This is a genomic window from Agromyces sp. NPDC057865 (assembly GCF_042796995.1).
In the GTDB taxonomy this organism is placed as follows: domain Bacteria; phylum Actinomycetota; class Actinomycetes; order Actinomycetales; family Microbacteriaceae; genus Agromyces.
Window position 1 is genome coordinate 1,199,695 of sequence record NZ_JBHVMJ010000001.1, and the last position, 16,680, is coordinate 1,216,374.

At 71.4% G+C, this 16,680-nt stretch carries 17 protein-coding genes and 3 tRNA genes; 15 read left to right on the forward strand and 5 right to left on the reverse strand.

Features of this window, described 5'->3' with window-relative positions; translation table 11 throughout:
* Positions 1–33: 33 nt before the first annotated feature.
* Complete coding sequence (locus ACFVN5_RS05640; protein ID WP_376953825.1) at positions 34–762, forward strand: alpha/beta hydrolase; 729 nt, start codon at positions 34–36, stop codon at positions 760–762.
* An 18-nt stretch (positions 763–780) separates the two neighbouring features.
* On the opposite strand, the gene ACFVN5_RS05645 is transcribed toward ACFVN5_RS05640, so the two are convergent.
* Positions 781–1,614 carry an oxidoreductase gene (locus tag ACFVN5_RS05645; protein WP_376953826.1) on the reverse strand — a complete coding sequence of 278 codons (834 nt, stop codon included), beginning with the start codon at positions 1,612–1,614 and terminating at the stop codon, positions 781–783.
* A 102-nt stretch (positions 1,615–1,716) separates the two neighbouring features.
* On the opposite strand from ACFVN5_RS05645, the gene ACFVN5_RS05650 reads away from it, so the two are divergent.
* Positions 1,717–2,355, forward strand: coding sequence for a TetR/AcrR family transcriptional regulator (locus ACFVN5_RS05650; RefSeq protein WP_376953827.1), 639 nt, complete (start codon positions 1,717–1,719; stop codon positions 2,353–2,355).
* A gap of 381 nt (positions 2,356–2,736) precedes the next feature.
* Here ACFVN5_RS05650 and ACFVN5_RS05655 read toward each other — a convergent pair.
* From ACFVN5_RS05655 to ACFVN5_RS05665, 3 genes are all read right to left on the reverse strand, one after another.
* Positions 2,737–2,809: transfer RNA gene (locus ACFVN5_RS05655), tRNA-Phe, on the reverse strand.
* A gap of 87 nt (positions 2,810–2,896) precedes the next feature.
* A tRNA-Asp gene (locus ACFVN5_RS05660) sits at positions 2,897–2,970 on the reverse strand.
* A gap of 33 nt (positions 2,971–3,003) precedes the next feature.
* Positions 3,004–3,079, reverse strand: a tRNA-Glu gene (locus tag ACFVN5_RS05665).
* Between the two features lie 280 nt (positions 3,080–3,359).
* Here ACFVN5_RS05665 and ACFVN5_RS05670 point away from each other — a divergent pair.
* Positions 3,360–4,757, forward strand: coding sequence for a M23 family metallopeptidase (locus ACFVN5_RS05670; protein WP_376953828.1), 1,398 nt, complete (start codon positions 3,360–3,362; stop codon positions 4,755–4,757).
* Entirely contained in the window at positions 4,750–6,027 is a 1,278-nt protein-coding gene (locus ACFVN5_RS05675) for an NlpC/P60 family protein (protein WP_376953829.1), read from the forward strand. The genes ACFVN5_RS05670 and ACFVN5_RS05675 overlap by 8 nt, the downstream gene beginning before the upstream one ends.
* A 197-nt stretch (positions 6,028–6,224) precedes the next feature.
* Here ACFVN5_RS05675 and ppa read toward each other — a convergent pair whose 3' ends face one another.
* Entirely contained in the window at positions 6,225–6,710 is a 486-nt protein-coding gene (ppa, locus tag ACFVN5_RS05680; RefSeq protein WP_376953830.1) for an inorganic diphosphatase, read from the reverse strand.
* Between the two features lie 81 nt (positions 6,711–6,791).
* Here ppa and tilS point away from each other — a divergent pair, with 81 nt between their 5' ends.
* The 11 genes from tilS to ACFVN5_RS05735 all read left to right on the forward strand — a co-directional run bounded on the left by tilS (position 6,792) and on the right by ACFVN5_RS05735 (position 16,676).
* Positions 6,792–7,877 carry a tRNA lysidine(34) synthetase TilS gene (tilS, locus tag ACFVN5_RS05685; RefSeq protein WP_376953831.1) on the forward strand — a complete coding sequence of 362 codons (1,086 nt, stop codon included), beginning with the start codon at positions 6,792–6,794 and terminating at the stop codon, positions 7,875–7,877.
* 92 nt (positions 7,878–7,969) lie between these two features.
* A complete protein-coding gene (gene hpt / locus ACFVN5_RS05690; protein WP_376953833.1) occupies positions 7,970–8,521 on the forward strand; it encodes a hypoxanthine phosphoribosyltransferase in 552 nt (183 codons plus the stop codon).
* Positions 8,522–8,549: 28 nt separating this feature from the next.
* On the forward strand, positions 8,550–10,244 hold the full coding sequence (locus tag ACFVN5_RS05695; RefSeq protein WP_376953834.1) for an MFS transporter: 1,695 nt from the start codon (positions 8,550–8,552) through the stop codon (positions 10,242–10,244).
* A 44-nt stretch (positions 10,245–10,288) separates the two neighbouring features.
* Complete coding sequence (locus tag ACFVN5_RS05700) at positions 10,289–11,014, forward strand: DUF2652 domain-containing protein (RefSeq protein ID WP_376953836.1); 726 nt, start codon at positions 10,289–10,291, stop codon at positions 11,012–11,014.
* Between the two features lie 107 nt (positions 11,015–11,121).
* Positions 11,122–13,143, forward strand: a complete 2,022-nt coding sequence (ftsH, locus tag ACFVN5_RS05705; RefSeq protein ID WP_376953837.1) for an ATP-dependent zinc metalloprotease FtsH — start codon at positions 11,122–11,124, stop codon at positions 13,141–13,143.
* Positions 13,144–13,168: 25 nt separating this feature from the next.
* Positions 13,169–13,768, forward strand: a complete 600-nt coding sequence (gene folE / locus ACFVN5_RS05710; protein WP_376953839.1) for a GTP cyclohydrolase I — start codon at positions 13,169–13,171, stop codon at positions 13,766–13,768.
* Positions 13,769–13,877: 109 nt separating this feature from the next.
* Positions 13,878–14,669 (forward strand): dihydropteroate synthase, encoded by a 792-nt coding sequence (gene folP / locus ACFVN5_RS05715; protein ID WP_376953841.1) that lies wholly within the window; start codon positions 13,878–13,880, stop codon positions 14,667–14,669.
* Complete coding sequence (gene folB / locus ACFVN5_RS05720; RefSeq protein ID WP_376953843.1) at positions 14,662–15,033, forward strand: dihydroneopterin aldolase; 372 nt, start codon at positions 14,662–14,664, stop codon at positions 15,031–15,033. The genes folP and folB overlap by 8 nt, the downstream gene beginning before the upstream one ends.
* Complete coding sequence (gene folK, locus ACFVN5_RS05725) at positions 15,030–15,515, forward strand: 2-amino-4-hydroxy-6-hydroxymethyldihydropteridine diphosphokinase (protein ID WP_376953845.1); 486 nt, start codon at positions 15,030–15,032, stop codon at positions 15,513–15,515. The genes folB and folK overlap by 4 nt, the downstream gene beginning before the upstream one ends.
* The gene (locus tag ACFVN5_RS05730) at positions 15,512–15,985 is read left to right on the forward strand and encodes a DUF3180 domain-containing protein (RefSeq protein ID WP_376953847.1); all 474 of its coding nucleotides are present in this window, start codon (positions 15,512–15,514) and stop codon (positions 15,983–15,985) included. The genes folK and ACFVN5_RS05730 overlap by 4 nt, the downstream gene beginning before the upstream one ends.
* 85 nt (positions 15,986–16,070) lie before the next feature.
* Positions 16,071–16,676 (forward strand): PH domain-containing protein, encoded by a 606-nt coding sequence (locus ACFVN5_RS05735; RefSeq protein ID WP_376954325.1) that lies wholly within the window; start codon positions 16,071–16,073, stop codon positions 16,674–16,676.
* The last annotated feature ends 4 nt before the right edge of the window (positions 16,677–16,680 follow it).

Genomic DNA, 16,680 nt, shown 5'->3' on the forward strand with positions numbered 1-16,680 from the left:
CCGGTCCCTTCCGCGATCGCGAGGCGGTTCGCCGTGGAGATCAGCACCGTCCAGGGCTGCAAAGTCGTCACGCTCCGCCACCGCTCTCCCGGCCACCGCCGCGCCTTCGTGTTCCTGCCAGGCGGCGGGTACGCGAACCCGATCACCGCTTCCCATTGGCGCCCCGTTTCACGACTGAGCCGGGCCGCGGGAGTGGACGCCGTCGTTCCGCTGTACCGGGTCAGTCCCGAGGGTACGGCCGAACAGGCGCTCGCTCTTCTGGAAGAGGTCCTGGCCGACCTCATCGCCGAGCGCGGGGAAGAGGTCCTCCTCGGTGGCGACTCAGCCGGTGCCGGTCTTGCCCTCGCTACGGCCCAGCGGCACCCGCACGGGGTCCGGGCCGTGGTACTGCTCAACCCCTGGCTCGACGCCGCCCTCGCTCACCCGGCAACGAGTGCGGTCGCGCCATGGGATGTGATCCTCGACCTCCGGGACCTTCGTCAATGGGCGGCAGTCTGGGCCGATGGGCTACCGACAACCGACGCGATGGTCAGCCCCATGAACGGGCCCTGCATGGGCCTGCCACCGGTGCACATCCTCACCGGCGGACGCGACGCGTTCCTCCCGGACGCGTTCGAGCTCCACCGTAGACTCGTTGTCGCCGGGAACAGCGGGACGCTGATGTACTCGCCTGACGGAAACCACGCGGATGGACTCATCAGCCCAGCGACACCGGAGGGTCGGAACGCCCACGATGCCGTCGTGCGCTGGCTTCAGACCTGATCACCCAGCAGCTCGGCATCAGATGCGGGGCAGCCCCGTCGCTCGGCTGATCATGCTGTCGAAGGCGCGGTCCGAGAGCATGCCGCGGGCGGCGATGAGCGGCTTCGCGCCGAACCCGACCGCGTAGCGAGTCCTGGGACGGCGGGCGGTGACGCCCTTGCCGACCGCGTCGGCGATCACCGACGGCGGCGAGTTGCGGTTCGTGTTGGCCTGGGAGCGCAGTGACTTCGCGACCGCGTCCGCCTGCGCCTTGTACGCACCGGTCCCGGAGGTCTCTTCGAGGTGGGTGGCCGCGATCCCGCCCCACTCGGTGGCGATCCCGCCCGGCTCGATCACGACGACGTCGATCCCGAATGGGGCGACCTCCAGCCGCAGGCAATCGGAGAGCGCCTCGAGCGCGAACTTCGTGCCGTGGTACCACCCGCCAAGCGGGGTGTGCAGCTTGCCGCCCATGGAGCTGATGTTCACGATCGTCCCCGATCGCTGCTTGCGCATGTGCGGGAGCGCGAGCTGGGCGAGACGGATGGCGCCGAACACGTTCACCTCGAACTGGCGGCGTGCCTCGTCGATGTCCACATCCTCGAGCGCACCGTAGGAGCCGTAGCCGGCGTTGTTGACGAGCACGTCGATCCGGCCGCTCTCGGCGATGATCTTGTCGATCCCGGCCTGCATCGACGCGTCGTCGGTGACGTCCATCGCCAGGATGTGGATCCCGTCGGCCGCGAGCTTCTGCAAGCGGTCCGTGCGCCGCGCCGCGCCGTAGACGATGAAGCCGAGGCTCTGCAGCTCGCGGGCGGTGGCCTCGCCGATTCCTGAGGAAGCGCCGGTGACGAGGGCTACTTTGTTGGTCATTGTGTCTCTCTCGATGTAAAGTGAATCACGGTTCACAAACATCATGAACCGACACTCACTTTAAGTCAAGTGAGAGATCGACTCTCTATTAACGGGGTGGCCATGTCAGTCATCAGGCCCATGCGGGCGGACGCGGTTCGGAATCGTCGCAAGATCCTCGACGCCGCCAACGCGCAGATCACCGCCCGCGGGCCCGAGGTCGGCATGGACGAGATCGCCCAGGCCGCCGGCGTCGCGGTCGGAACGCTGTACCGCCACTTCCCGACCAAGACCGACCTCGTCGCGGCCGTCGTCGCCGAATACGTTCTCGTGGTCGCCGACGATGCACAAGAATCCCTCGCCCGTGCGCGCGCAGGATCCTCACGCGCCGCCGACGAGGTCATCGGATTCCTCACTCGTGTCGCCGAGTCATCCGCCGACCACCACGCCGTGAAAGCCGCAGCGCAGGGCCTCGGCGTCGAGGGACACGGCGACAAGTCCGACGAGTCCCGGGCCAGCGCCGCCCTCGCCGAGCTCATCACGATCGGGCAAGCCGATGGCGACATCCGCGCCGAGGTCACCGTGGACGACATCTACCTGCTCATGGCTACCGCGCCCACCGATCAGCCCGCGCCCGTCCGGCAGCGATGGCTCGACCTCATCCTCCCCGGCATCACCACGCCGTCGGGCTGGGGGCGCGTTGGTAGAGAAGCTGCTGCTGAGCCAGTGGGGCGTGCGGCGAGGAAGAGCCCGGCGTGGTAATTGCGCGTTGTCTTGCATGAGCGCGAGGCGACCCTCGCCATCGACCGTACTGGCATGAGCCTGAGAGGCACGGGTTCGCGAGCCCGACGCCCATCGACTCGATGATCACTTGGACTCATCGGCCCAGCGATACCGGAGGGTCGGAAGGATCACCCACCGGGCTGATTTCGATCACATCCGACCGTTCCGGGCGGGCTCCGCGCCCACCGCGCTCCTCACCGACGTCGCTTCGGATCACCATGATCGCGAGTTCCCCCCGAAGCAGCGCCGAGAGGCCCGCGCGCGTGCGGGCAATTGTGGGCAAACGATGCGAATGCATGCGATTCTTTGATCACGTGCAGACAAGAAAACCCCCGGACCTTCGTCCGGGGGTTTTCGATGTGGCTCCGACCGGCATCGATCCGGTGACCTTTCGATTTTCAGTCGAACGCTCTACCAACTGAGCTACAGAGCCTCGTGGCATCCGCCCGACGAATCGGAACAGGTGCCTCGATAAGGAGAAAGCCCCTTCTCTCGAAAGGGAAAGGGCTTGTCGCCTGAGCGACCCTGACGGGACTTGAACCCGCGACCTCCGCCGTGACAGGGCGGCACGCTAACCAACTGCGCCACAGGGCCTCGTAAAGAAGCTGTTCAATTGTAATGCCTTCGTGGTGACCCCAACGGGATTCGAACCCGTGCTGCCGCCGTGAAAGGGCGGTGTCCTAGGCCACTAAACGATGGGGCCGGGTGGCCTTGCTTGAGGGGCATGACCGCCGACAGCCAAGCATACGTGCCAACGCGCGCGAGCGCAAAACGAGGCCGGCGGATGCCGCGAAGACGCCGATTCCCGGCCGTGGCGCGCGCCCCGCGGCATCCGCCACGCGCGCCCGAAATACCCGGAAACCGCCACGCACGCGCCTAGCGTGAAGGCTGCCACTGCCCGTACGGGCAGCCGATCACCGACCCACGAAAAGCCGAGAGACGCGAGGAGCGCGGGGCGAACGAGCCCGCGTGGACGGGGAACCATGGACCGCACCACCATCCGCATGCCGATCGCCCGAGACCGCACGACCTCGCCACGGGGCATCCGTCGCCGGCTCGGCCGACCGGCGTCGAGCGCGCCCGGCACGCCCGGTACGTCCGGCACGTCGACCGCTTCGACGTCGCCTCGCGCGAGCATGCGGCTGCACCGTCGCGTGCGGCACGTGATGGCGGGCGTCTCGATCGCGGCGCTCACGCTCGTGGGGGCGATCGCCGTGCCGACGAGTGCGCAGGCGGCGACGTATCCGACGTGGGACGAACTGCAGGCGGCGAAGGCCAACACCGCAGCGGGCGCGGCCGCCGTCACGCAGATCACGGGACTCATCGCCCAGCTCGAGACGAACGTCGAGGTCACTCGCGCCGAGGCCGAGCGCCGCACCGATGAGCTCATCGTGGCGCAGCAGAAGTTCGACGATGCGGCCGCGCGCGCCGACCAGATCCAGGCGCAGGCCGACGCGTCGGCGGCCGAGGCGGCCGCCGCCGAGCGGAACGCCGGGCAGGTGGCCGCTCAGCTCTACCGCGCGGGCACGGGCGACGTGGGCGTGAGCCTCTTCCTCGACGCCGGGAACTCCGCCGCGACCGACGCGCTGCTCGCGAAGCTCGGCAGCATGGAGAAGATGGTCGAGCGAACGTCCGCCGTCTACAACACGGCGAAGGAGAAGCAGAACGCCGCACGCTCGCTCTCCGACCAGGCCGCTGTGGCCCGCGGCGAACGCGAGAAGCTCCGGATCGCCGCCGAGGAGGCGCTCGCCGTGGCGCAGGCCGCGCAGGCGGCGGCGGAGGCCGCACTCGCCGAGTCGCAAGCGAAGAAGATCGAGCTCGAGCAGCAGCTGAAGTTCCTGCAGGACACCGAGGCGGCGACCGCGGCCGCGTACCAGGAGGGCGAGCGCATCCGCAAGGAGGAGGAGGAGCGCCGTCGGCAGGAGGCGCTGAAGAACGGTGCACCTGGCGCCGTCGCATCCTCAGGCTGGGCGAAGCCGGCTGCGGGAGGCATCACCGGCACGTTCGGTCCGCGATCCTCGATCTGCTCGGGCGGCGGATGCTCCGGCAGCTTCCACTACGCCGTCGACCTGGGCACCGGATGCTCCGCGCCCATCTACGCGGCGAACAGCGGCGTCGTGCGCTTCGCCGGCTGGTCGGGCACCTACGGCAACTACGTGCAGATCGACCACGGCGGCGGCGTCTGGACCGGCTACGCCCACATCCGCCCGGGCGGCACGTTCGTTGGCACCGGCCAATGGGTCGAGGCCGGACAGAACATCGCCTCGAGCGGCACGACCGGCGCGTCGACCGGATGCCACCTCCACTTCGAGGTCTTCGTCGGCGGCAGCCGCATCAACCCGATTCCGTTCATGGCGGACCGGGGAGTGCGCCTTGGCTGAGCACCGCACGCGTCCGATCTCGCGGGTGAAGCCCGCGACCGTCTTCTCGACCGTGGCGGTCGGCGCAGTGACCGCGTCGGTGGTCGCGGCGGGCGGCCCGGCGATGGCCGAGCCCGACTACCCCTCGTGGAGCGAGATCGAGCAGGCCAAGCAGAACGAGCAGACGAAGCAGGCCGAGATCGATCGGGTCGGTGAGCTGCTCGTCGGCCTCCAGCAGGCGGCGGATGCCGCGGCGATCGCGTCCATGCAGGCCGACGAGGCCTGGCGCATCGCCGTCGACCAGCGCGACCGGGCCGCCGGGCGCGAGCGCACGTTGCAGCAGCAGGCCGACGAGGCGGACGCCGTCGCCGAGATCTCGAAGATGCGCGCCGGCTTGATCGCCGCTCACCTCGCCAAGACCGCCGGCAACGACCTCACGACCGAGCTCGTGTTCTCAGGCGATGACGCGCGCGAGCTGCTGCGGCAGCTCGGCATGGCGTCGAAGCTCGGGGAGCAGTCGAACGAGGTCTACGAGCAGGCGCTCGCCGACCGCAACACGGCCGACTCGCTCCGCGAGCAGGCAGCGGATGCCGCCGCGGAACGCGAACGGCTCGCGGGCCTCGCCGAGCAGCGCGCCGACGAGGCTCGCGAGGCCGCCGACCGAGCCAACACCGCCGTCGCGGTCCAGGAGCAGAAGTCCGCGGAGCTGTACGCGCAGCTCGCCAGCCTCAAGGACACCACCGCCGAGCTCGAGCGCGAGCGGGCCGAGGGCGAGGCGGCAGCGGCGGCTGCGGCGGCCGCGGCGGCCGCGGCGGCGGCTGCAGCAGCGGCGGCGCAGCCCGCAGCACCCGCTCCGGCTCCGGCTCCGGGCGCGTCGACTGGTGGAGCGGCATCCGGCGCGGTCCCGTCGGCGCCGAACGCCGGCGCGGTCGAGACCGCGATCGCATTCGCCCGCGCGCAGCTGGGGGAGCCCTACGTGCTGGGCGGCGCCGGCCCCAACGTGTGGGACTGCTCGGGCCTCACGAAGATGGCGTACGCGAACGCCGGCATCTACATCGGCACGCACTCCGCCACGAACCAGTACTCCACGCTCGCGGGGCGCGGCCTCGCCGTGCCGGTGTCGCAGGCGCAGCGCGGCGACCTGCTCTTCTGGGGATCGGGCGGCGACTACTACCACGTCGCGATCTACCTCGGCGGCGGCCGCATCCTCGAGGCGCCGCGCGAGGGCGTCCCGGTGCGCGAGTACTTCATCTGGGGCTCGCCCTCGGCGGCGGCCCGCCCGGCGGGCTGACCCTCCCTCCCCAAGCTCGCGCACGCGAATTCAGGAAGAACCGCGTCCCGTGCGGCGTGGCGACCGACGACGCGCCGGCTGAGGGGCGGAAGTTCTTGCATTCGCGCCGGTGCGGTGCCGCATGAGGTGGTGCGCGCGCGGACACGACGAAGGGGCGAGCCGAATCGGCTCGCCCCTTCGTGCAGCTCAGGCCCGGTTCAGTGACCCGGGTAGGCCTCGATCGCCTTCTGGATGAGCGACTCGGCCTCCGCGGCATCCGCCCAGCCCTCGGTCTTGACCCACTTGCCGGGCTCGAGGTCCTTGTAGTGCTCGAAGAAGTGCTCGATCTCCTTGCGCGTGAACTCGGGGATGTCGTTCACGTCCTGGATGGAGTCCCAGCGCGGGTCGCCCGCGGGCACCGCGATGACCTTCGCGTCGCCGCCGCCGTCGTCGGTCATGTGGAACACGCCGACCGGGCGCACCTTGACGCCGACGCCCGGGAACAGCGGGTACTGCGTGAGCACGAGCACGTCGAGCGGGTCGCCGTCGTCGCCGAGCGTGTTCTCGAAGAAGCCGTAGTCGGTCGGGTACACGAACGTCGTGTAGAGCACGCGGTCGAGGAACACGCGACCGGTCTCGTGGTCGACCTCGTACTTGTTGCGGCTCCCCTTCGGGATCTCGATGACGGCGGCGTACTCGCCCATGCTGGTTCTCCTTGTCTGGCGGAAGCTTCGGCCGTGCAGGCCCGCGGCAGGACGGCGGGATCGGCGCAATAAGGTTACTTGATGGCTCCTGAGGACCCTTCGGCGCGGCGTCCGCGCCTGACTCCGCCGATCGCCGACGTGCGTCGGGCGGTGCGCAGCGTCCTCGCGTCGTTCCCTGAGCCCGTCGAAGGGAACGGCCACATCGGCCCTTCGACGGGCTCAGGGCCCGAGGCACCCCTCGTGCTCGTCGCGCTCTCGGGCGGCGCCGACTCGCTCGCCCTCGCCGCGGCCGCCGTATTCGAGGCGCCGCGCGCCGGCCTCCGTGCGGGCGCGGTGATCGTCGACCACGGGCTGCAGGATGCCTCCGCCGCCGTCGCCGAGACGGCCGCCGACGCCGCCCGGGCCCTCGGGCTCGATCCGGTGCTCGTGCGGCGGGTCGAGGTGGCGGGCGACGGCGGCCCCGAGGCATCCGCTCGTGCCGCCCGCTACGCCGCCCTCGACGCGGCCGCCGACGAGGCCGGAGCCGCGCTCGTGCTGCTCGGCCACACGCTCGACGACCAGGCCGAGACCGTGCTGCTCGGGCTCGCGAGGGGCTCGGGCGCCGCGAGCCTCGCGGGCATGGCGCCGCAGTCCGGACGCTACGCGCGCCCGTTGCTCGGGATCCGCCGGGCGACCACGCGGCAGGCGTGCCTCGACGCCGGACTCGAGCCGTGGGACGACCCGCACAACCTCGATCCCGCGTACACGCGCGTGCGCGTGCGCGAACGCGTGCTGCCCGTGCTCGAGGCGGAGCTGGGACCCGGCGTCGCCGAAGCGCTCGCCCGCACGGCCGAGCAGCTGCGCGAGGACGAGCAGGCGTTCACGAGCCAGATCGACGAGTTCATCGAGGAGCTCTGCGAACCCGCCGAGGCGGGCATCGCCGTGTCGGCTGCGGCGCTCGCCGCGAACCCCGCCGCGCTGCGGCAGCGGATCATCCGGCACGTCGTCGCGAGCGAGTTCGGCGTCTCGCTCACGCGCACGCAGACCCTCGAGGTGGCCCGACTCGTCACCGACTGGCACGGGCAGGGCCCGATCGACCTGCCCGGGGGCATCCGCGCGACCCGCGCCGGCAGCCGGATCGTGTTCAGCACGACCGGATCGACCGAGGTGCTGCCGCACGACCACTGAGTCGTGCGCGCAGTCGTGCCGGGCCCTCTGGCCACGAGGCCCACGGCGCTAGGCTCTGAGCATCCGTTCGCCCACGACACCAGGGAGCAGGCATGGACGCGCGCGAGATCGACGGCGACCTGACCGAGGTGCTCGTCACCGAAGACGAGATCCGTGCGAAGCTCGCCGAGCTCGCCCGCCGCATCGAGGCCGATTACGAGGGCCGCGACCTGCTGCTCGTCGGCGTGCTGAAGGGCGCGGTCATGGTGATGGCCGACCTGGCGCGCGAGCTGCGCCCGCACGTCGAGATGGACTGGATGGCGGTCTCGTCGTACGGCGCCGGCACGCAGTCCAGCGGCGTCGTGCGCATCAACAAGGACCTCGACACCGACCTCACCGGGCGTCACGTGCTCATCGTCGAGGACATCATCGACTCGGGCCTCACGCTCAGCTGGCTGCTCGGCAACCTCGAGTCGCGCGGCGCCGAGTCGGTCGAGATCTGCGCACTGCTGCGCAAGCCGGATGCCGCGAAGGTCGAGGTGACCGTCAAGTACCTCGGCTTCGACATCCCGAACCAGTTCGTCGTCGGCTACGGGCTCGACTACGCCGAGCGGTACCGGAACCTGCGCGACGTCGCGATCCTCGCCCCGCACGTGTACAGCTGAGGCGCGGGACCGGGTCGGGGAGCGATCCATGGGTGACGGACGGGGCCGGAGCCGCCTGCGGGATGCAGCCGGCGCGTTCACGAGCAACGCCCTGAACCCCAACCTGCGCCGTGCGCAGCTGAGCTTCCTCGGCGCATGGACCGCCGAGTGGGCGTTCACGGTCGCACTCGGCATCGTCGCCTACCGCGACGGCGGCGCGGTCGCGGTCGGACTCGTCGGCCTGCTCCGGATGGTGCCGTCCGCGATCTGCGCGCCGCTCCTGTCGCCCATCGCCGACCGCGGGCGCCGGGAGCGCGTGCTCGTGCTCGTGTCGACGGTGCGCGGACTCGCGACGGCGGCCGCGGCCGTGGTCGCCGCGATCGCGGGTCCCGCCGCGATCGTGTACGCGCTGGCGATCGTGTCCACGATCGCGGCCACGCTCTTCCGGCCGGCGCACTCCGCGCTGCTGCCGTCGCTGTGCCGCACGGGCTACGAGCTCGCGAGCGCCAACATGGTGCGCGGGCTCCTCGACTCGGCCGCCACGCTCGTCGGGCCGCTGCTCGCCGCGATCCTGCTGCAGTTCACGGACGTGTCGGTCGTGTTCGCCGTCGCCGCGGCCGCGTCGCTGTGGGCGGCCGCGCTGCTGGCGCGGGTGCGCTACGACGCCCCACCGCGACCGGCGGCCCAGCGCCGGGACCTGCTGCGGGAGGCGGCCGAGGGCGTCAAGGCCGTCGCGCGCAACCGCGACCTCGCCATCATCATCGGACTCGCCGGTGCGCAGGCGTTCACCCGCGGCGCGCTGACCGTGTTCTCGGTGGTCGTCGCGATCGAGCTGCTCGGCACCGGGGAGCCGGGCGCCGGCGCGCTCATGACCGCCGTCGGCGTGGGCGCCGTCGTCGCGTCGCTCGTCGCATCGTTGCTCGTCGGGACCAAGCGACTCGGGGCCTGGTTCGCGGTGGGCGTCGCGCTCTGGGGACTCCCGCTCGCGCTCGTCGGCGTGTTCCCGCAGCAGGCGGCGGCGCTCGTCTTCCTGTCCTTCATCGGGGTCGGCAACGCGCTCATCGACCTCGCCGGATTCACGCTGCTCGGCCGGCTGGCGCCCGACGAGGTGCTCGCTCGTGTCTTCGGCGTGCTCGAGAGCTTCGTCGCCGTGTTCATCGGGATCGGCGCCGTGGCCACCTCGGGGCTGATCGCCTGGATCGGACTGCAGCCGGCACTCATCGCCGTCGGCCTGGTCTGCCCGGTGCTCGCGGTGGTCGCGTGGCGGCGCCTGCACGGCCTGGACCGGGCGGTCGGCGCGCTCGACGCCGGCGTCTCGCTGCTCCAGCGCGTGCCCATGCTCGCGCCGCTCCCGCTGCCCTCGATCGAGCAGCTCGCGCGCGGGCTCGAGCCGGCGGAGGTGCCCGCGGGCGCGACGGTGTTCTCCCAGGGCGACGTCGGCGACCGCTACTACGTGATCGAGTCGGGCGAGGCCGACGTCGTGGGCGGCGGCCGCGTCGTCGCGACGCTCGGCCCGGGCGAGGGCTTCGGCGAGATCGCGCTGCTTCGTCGCACGCCGCGCACCGCCACCGTGGTCGCGTCGAGCCCCCTCGAACTGCGGATGCTCCGGTCCGACCAGTTCCTCCCCGTCGTGCTCGGCTACACCCCGAGCGCGCGCGAGGCGGAGCTGGCCGTCGACGCGGAGCTCGAGCGGTACTCACCCGAGCCCGACGAGGCATCCGGCGACCCATCGCCCCCGGCCTGACGACGACCTGTTGAGATGCGAACCCAGAGATGCGAAGGTGAGGCATGGATTCGGGGCGGGCGGTCCTGCTGATCGCCGACATCGGCGGCTACACCGAGTACATGAGCACGCACCGGATGAGCCTGGCCCACGCCGAGGTCAACACGGCGCGCATGCTCGAGAAGATGATCGACGCCGCCCCGGGCTTCGACCTCATCGAGATCGAGGGCGACGCGGCCTTCCTGTCCCGGCAGGCTGAGAACGGCGATGCCGAGACGGCGATCGCCGCGATCCTCGACGCAGCCGTCGCCATGCATCGCGCCTTCCACGAGGAACGGCAGTACGTCGCCGCGAACCTCTGCCCGTGCACCGGGTGCAAGGGGGCCGCAGACCTCAAGCTCAAGTTCGTGGCCCACGTCGGCGACGTCGCCACCCAGACGATCCGCGACCGCATCAAGCTCGTCGGGATCGACGTCATCCTCGTGCACCGCCTGCTGAAGAACCCCGTCGGCATCCCCGAGTACGTCCTGCTCTCCGAGGACCTCTACCGCACCGGCGCCGACTCGGTGCGCCAGCCCGTGCAGGAGGTCGCGCCCGACCTCGAGGGCTTCGGCACCGTGCGCGCGTACTTCGTCGACGTCGGCGACCTCGAGGATCCGCTGCCGCCGCTGCCACCGCCCGGGTGGCCGGGCCGCCTCTCGCGCACCGCGGTCGCCGCCGGCAAGGGGCTGCCGGCGATGATCGGCCTGCGGCGCACGCGGTACGAGGCATCCGATCGGCCCGACTCCTAGGCCCTGCGCGCGTTCAGCGGATGCGTTCATGGTCCGCTTCATGCGCTGCGCGCTTTCAGCGAACAGAGAGCCGGTGCCCAGCACCACCGGGGTAGCCTTGCAGGACCATGAACATGAAGAAGATCCTGCGCGGGCCGATCATCTACATCCTGCTCGCGATCGTCGCCGTGTGGATCGGATCGAGCCTCATCACCGCCTCGGGGTTCCGCGAGGTGTCGACCCAGAAGGGCCTCGAGCTCCTGAAGGACGACAAGGTCTCGTCGGTCAAGATCGTCGACGGCGAGAACCGCGTGGACCTCACCCTGAAGCAGGCCGACGACGAGCTCGGCAAGCAGGTGCAGTTCTACTACGTCACGCCTCGTGGTGAAGACGTGGTCAACGCCGTCGACACGGCGAACCCGTCCGACGGCTTCAACGACGAGGTGCCGCAGCCGAACTGGTTCCTGTCGATGCTCGGCATCCTGCTGCCGCTGGTGCTCATCGGCCTCTTCTTCTGGATCATGCTCTCGGGCATGCAGGGCGGCGGCAACCGCGTCATGCAGTTCGGCAAGTCGAAGGCCAAGCTCGTCACGAAGGAGAGCCCGAAGGTCACGTTCGACGACGTGGCGGGCGCCGACGAGGCGATCGAGGAGCTCCAGGAGATCAAGGAGTTCCTGAAGGAGCCGGCGAAGTTCCAGGCCGTCGGGGCGCGCATCCCCAAGGGCGTGCTGCTCTACGGCCCTCCCGGAACGGGCAAGACGCTCCTCGCCCGGGCGGTCGCGGGTGAGGCGGGCGTCCCCTTCTACTCCATCTCGGGTTCCGACTTCGTCGAGATGTTCGTGGGCGTCGGCGCGAGCCGCGTGCGCGACCTCTTCGACCAGGCCAAGCAGAACGCGCCGGCCATCATCTTCGTCGACGAGATCGACGCCGTCGGCCGGCACCGCGGCGCGGGCCTCGGCGGCGGCCACGACGAGCGCGAGCAGACGCTCAACCAGCTGCTCGTCGAGATGGACGGCTTCGACCCCAAGACCAACGTCATCCTGATCGCGGCGACGAACCGCCCCGACATCCTCGACCCGGCCCTGCTGCGCCCGGGCCGCTTCGACCGCCAGATCGGCGTCGACGCGCCCGACCTCAAGGGCCGCCAGCGGATCCTCGAGGTGCACTCGAAGGGCAAGCCGCTCGCGAAGGGCGTCGACCTCGAGGTGCTCGCGCGCAAGACGCCGGGCTTCACGGGCGCCGACCTCGCGAACGTGCTCAACGAGGCCGCCCTGCTCACGGCGCGCTCGAACGCGCAGCTCATCGACAACCGCGCCCTCGACGAGGCCGTCGACCGCGTGATCGCCGGCCCGCAGCGCCGCACCCGCGTGATGAAGAACAAGGAGAAGCTGATCACGGCCTACCACGAGGGCGGACACGCGCTCGCGGCGGCGGCGATGAACTACACCGACCCCGTCACGAAGATCACGATCCTGCCGCGCGGCCGGGCCCTCGGCTACACGATGGTGCTCCCGCTGGAAGACAAGTACTCGATCACCCGCAACGAGCTGCTCGACCAGCTCACCTACGCGATGGGCGGTCGCGTCGCCGAGGAGATCGTGTTCCACGACCCGTCGACCGGCGCGTCGAACGACATCGAGAAGGCCACGGCCACCGCGCGCAAGATGGTCACCGAGTACGGCATGTCGGCGAACGTCGGTGCCGTGAAGCTCGGCCAGTCGCAGGGCGAGGTCTTCCTCGGCCGCGACATGGGCCACCAGCGCGACTACTCCGAGGAGATCGCCGAGAAGGTCGACGGCGAGGTGCGCATGCTCATCGAGCAGGCGCACGACGAGGCGTGGCAGGTGCTCAACGACAACCGCGACATCCTCGACAAGCTGGCGGCCGAGCTGCTCGAGCACGAGACGCTCGACCACAACCAGATCGCCGAGATCTTCAAGGACGTGAAGCGGCTCCCCGAGCGCCCGCTCTGGCTGTCGAGCGACCGTCGCCCCGTCTCCGACCGCCCGCCGATCACCTTCCCCGCCGAGGAGAAGATGCCGATCGACCAGGGCGCCGTCGACGGCGGCGTCGACTCGGGCCAGACGCCGGTCGAGGAGCCGGCCGGGGCGCGCGCGCCGCGGTCGAACCCGCGACCCGCGACGGCCTAACCGACCGACCCGAAGAGGGGGTGCCATGGCCGGTGTGGACACCGGGCGCATCGAGCGCGCCGTGCACGAGATCCTGCTCGCGATCGGCGAGGACCCCGAGCGTCCGGGGCTCGAGCGCACGCCGCAGCGGGTCGCCGAGGCCTACGCTGACTTCTTCGGCGGCCTCGCGGTCGACCCGCTGACGCACCTGGCCGACACCGTGCCGCTCGGCGACACCGAGGCGGGCGTGCCCGCGACGTCCGACGCGGTCGTGCTGCGCGACATCGCCTTCCGCTCGGTGTGCGAGCACCACCTGCTGCCCTTCGTCGGCACCGCGCACGTCGCGTACCTGCCACGCGACCGCGTCGTCGGGCTCGGCCGCATCCCAGCGGTCATCGAGACGCTCGCCGCACGTCCGCAGCTGCAGGAGCGGCTCGCCGAGGAGATCGCCGACACGCTCGAGGCCGGCCTCGATCCCAAGGGCGTGCTCGTGGTGCTCGACGCGCAGCACCGCTGCGTCACCACCCGCGGCTCCCGGCAGGAGCGCAGCTCGACCATCACCATCGCGAGCCGGGGCGCGCTGGGCGAGCCGGCCGCGCGCGCCGAGATCATCGCGCTGATCGGGACGATTCGCGATGAGCGGTGATCGAGTAGCGCCGGCCGGAGGCCGACGCGTATCGAGATCCGGCGAGGAGGGCCACGATACGCGTCCGGCTTCGCCGGGCGTTACTCGACCACCGGGCACCACCCTGATCATGGGCGTCGTGAACGTCACGCCCGACTCCTTCAGCGACGGCGGGCTGTGGTTCGACGCCGATGCCGCCATCGCGCACGGGATCGAGCTCGTGGCCGACGGCGCCGACGTGCTCGACGTCGGCGGCGAGTCCACGCGTCCGGGCGCCGCGCGCGTCGAGCCCGAGGAGGAGCTGCGCCGGGTCGTCCCCGTCGTGCGCGAACTCGCCGGTCGTGGCATCCGGGTCAGCGTCGACACCATGCGTGCGGCGACCGCCCTGGCCGCCGTCGAGGCGGGCGCCGAGATCATCAACGACGTCTCGGCCGGGCTCGCGGATGCCGCGATGGCGCCGATCGTGGCCGAGACGGGCGTGCACTACGTCGCGATGCACTGGCGCGGGCACTCCGACCGCATGGACGCGCTCGCCGAGTACGGCGACGTGGCCGCGGAGGTGCGCGACGAGCTCGCGGCGCGCGTCGACGCGCTCGGCGACGCCGGCGTCGCGCGCGAGCGCATCATCCTCGACCCGGGGCTCGGCTTCGCGAAGCGCGGCGGGCAGAACTGGGAGCTGCTCGGCAAGCTCGACGTGCTCGGCGAGCTGGGGCTGCCGATCCTCGTCGGCGCCTCCCGCAAGCGCTTCATCGGAGCGCTGCTGCCCGACGATGCGCCGATGGAGGATCGCGACCTGCCCACGGCGGTCGTGAGCGCCCTCTCGGCGCAGGCCGGCGCCTGGGGCGTGCGCGTCCACGACGTGCGGGGCACGCGCCGCGCGCTCGACGTCCTCGGGGCGTGGCAGAGTGGACGACGTGGCTAGGACCCCCGACCGCATCACCCTCACCGGCGTGCGCGTCCGCGCGCACCACGGCGTCTTCGACTTCGAGCGCGAGCAGGGCCAGGAGTTCGTGATCGACGTGGCCGTCGCGGTCGACCTCGCGGGCGCGGCATCCGGCGACGACCTCGGCCGCACCGTGCACTACGGCGAGCTCGCCGAGGCGGTGGCCGACGCGGTGCGTCGCGACCCGGTCGACCTCATCGAGACCGTGGCCGAGCGCGTCGCCGCCGTTGCGCTCGCGTACCCCGCGGTCGAGGAGGTGGAGGTCACGGTGCACAAGCCCGAGGCGCCCATCTCCGTGCCGTTCGACGACGTCGCCGTCACGATCGTGCGGAGCCGCGCATGACCCGCGCCGTCATCGCGTTCGGGGCGAACCTCGGCGAACGCGAGGCCACGATCGACGCCGTCGTGCGCGGCCTCGCCGAGACGCCGGGCGTCGAGCTGGTGGCCGTCTCGCCCGTCTACGAGACGCCCGCGATCAAGGACTCCGGCGTCGACCACGACGCGCCCGGCTACCTCAACGGCGTGGTCGTCGTCGAGACCCCGCTCGACGCGCACGCGCTGCTCGACGTGCTGCAGGGCCTCGAGCACGAGCACGGCCGCATGCGCACCGAGCACTGGGGCGACCGCACGCTCGACCTCGACCTCATCGACTTCGGCGGCGTGGTGTCGTCCGACGAGCGGCTCGAGCTGCCGCACCCGCGCGCGTGGCAGCGCGCCTTCGTGCTGCAGCCCTGGCTCGACGTCGACCCAGATGCGGTGATCCCCGGGCGCGGTCCCGTCGCCGAGCTGCGCGCCGCGGCGCACGACGAGGTGGTGCGGAGATGAAGCGCACGCATGCCTCGACCGTCATCGCGTTCGTGCTCGCCGGCGCGGTCGGCGGCTACCTCATCGACCTCGCCATCGTGTCGGGCGGCGGCAACGCGATCGTCCCGCCGCTCTCGCTGCCGATCACGCTCGTCGGCGTCGCGGCGCTCGTCGTCGCCTTCGCCTGGCCGATCCGCCGTGCGGTCAAGGGCAAGGCCACGAAGCACCTCGACCCGTTCCGCGCGATGCGCACGGCCGTGCTCGCGAAGGCGTGCAGCCTCAGCGGCTCGCTGGTGCTCGGGTTCGGCATCGGCATCACGCTGTTCCTGCTCACGCGCAGCGTCGTGCCGCCGGCCGACACGATCTGGCTCGCGCTCGCCACCGCGATCGGCGCCGGATTGCTGCTCGCCGCCGGCCTCATCGCCGAGGCCTTCTGCACCCTCCCGCCCGACGACACCGAACCCGAGAAGGAAGAGCACGCGCATGCCTGAGATCCGCGACGACGCGGGCCGCTTCGAGCCGGGCGAGGGCGCGGTGCCGGGTCCCGACGCCGAGCCCGAGACGTCGACGGCGCAGGTGGCGGATGCCGCATCCGCGCCCGTCTTCGCGTCGGATGTCGCGGCGGCCGCGGCTGCGTCGCCCGCAGCGCCCGTGCCCGCGCCCGCATTGCCGTCGGCACTCGAGCCCCCGGCCGCGCCGGTCGCCCCGACCGCCCCCGAGGACACCGGCTGGCTCCGCGTCTCCCCGAAGTACGTCGTGGTCGAGGTCGTCGGCTCGCTCATCGGCATGGTCGTCTTCGTCGGCGGCCTGCTCGTCGCCTATGCCCTCTGGGGCATGTGGTGGGCACTGTGGGGCGCGATCGTGGTCGGCGTCATCTCGCTCATCGGCATCGCCCTCGAGCCCCGCCGCGTGCGCTCGATCGGCTACCGCCTGCGTGAGGACGACCTCGTCTTCAAGCGCGGCATCATGTTCCAGCGTCAGGTCGCCGTGCCCTATGGGCGCATGCAGCTCGTCGACATCACGCGCGGTCCGGTGGCCAGGGCGCTCGGACTCGCCGACCTCAAGTTCGTGACGGCCGCGGCGGCCACGGCGGTGACCGTGCCCGGCCTCCCGATGGAGGAGGCCGACCGGCTGCGCGACGAGCTCGTGGCGCTCGCCGAGACCCGCCGGGCCGGGCTGTGAGGGC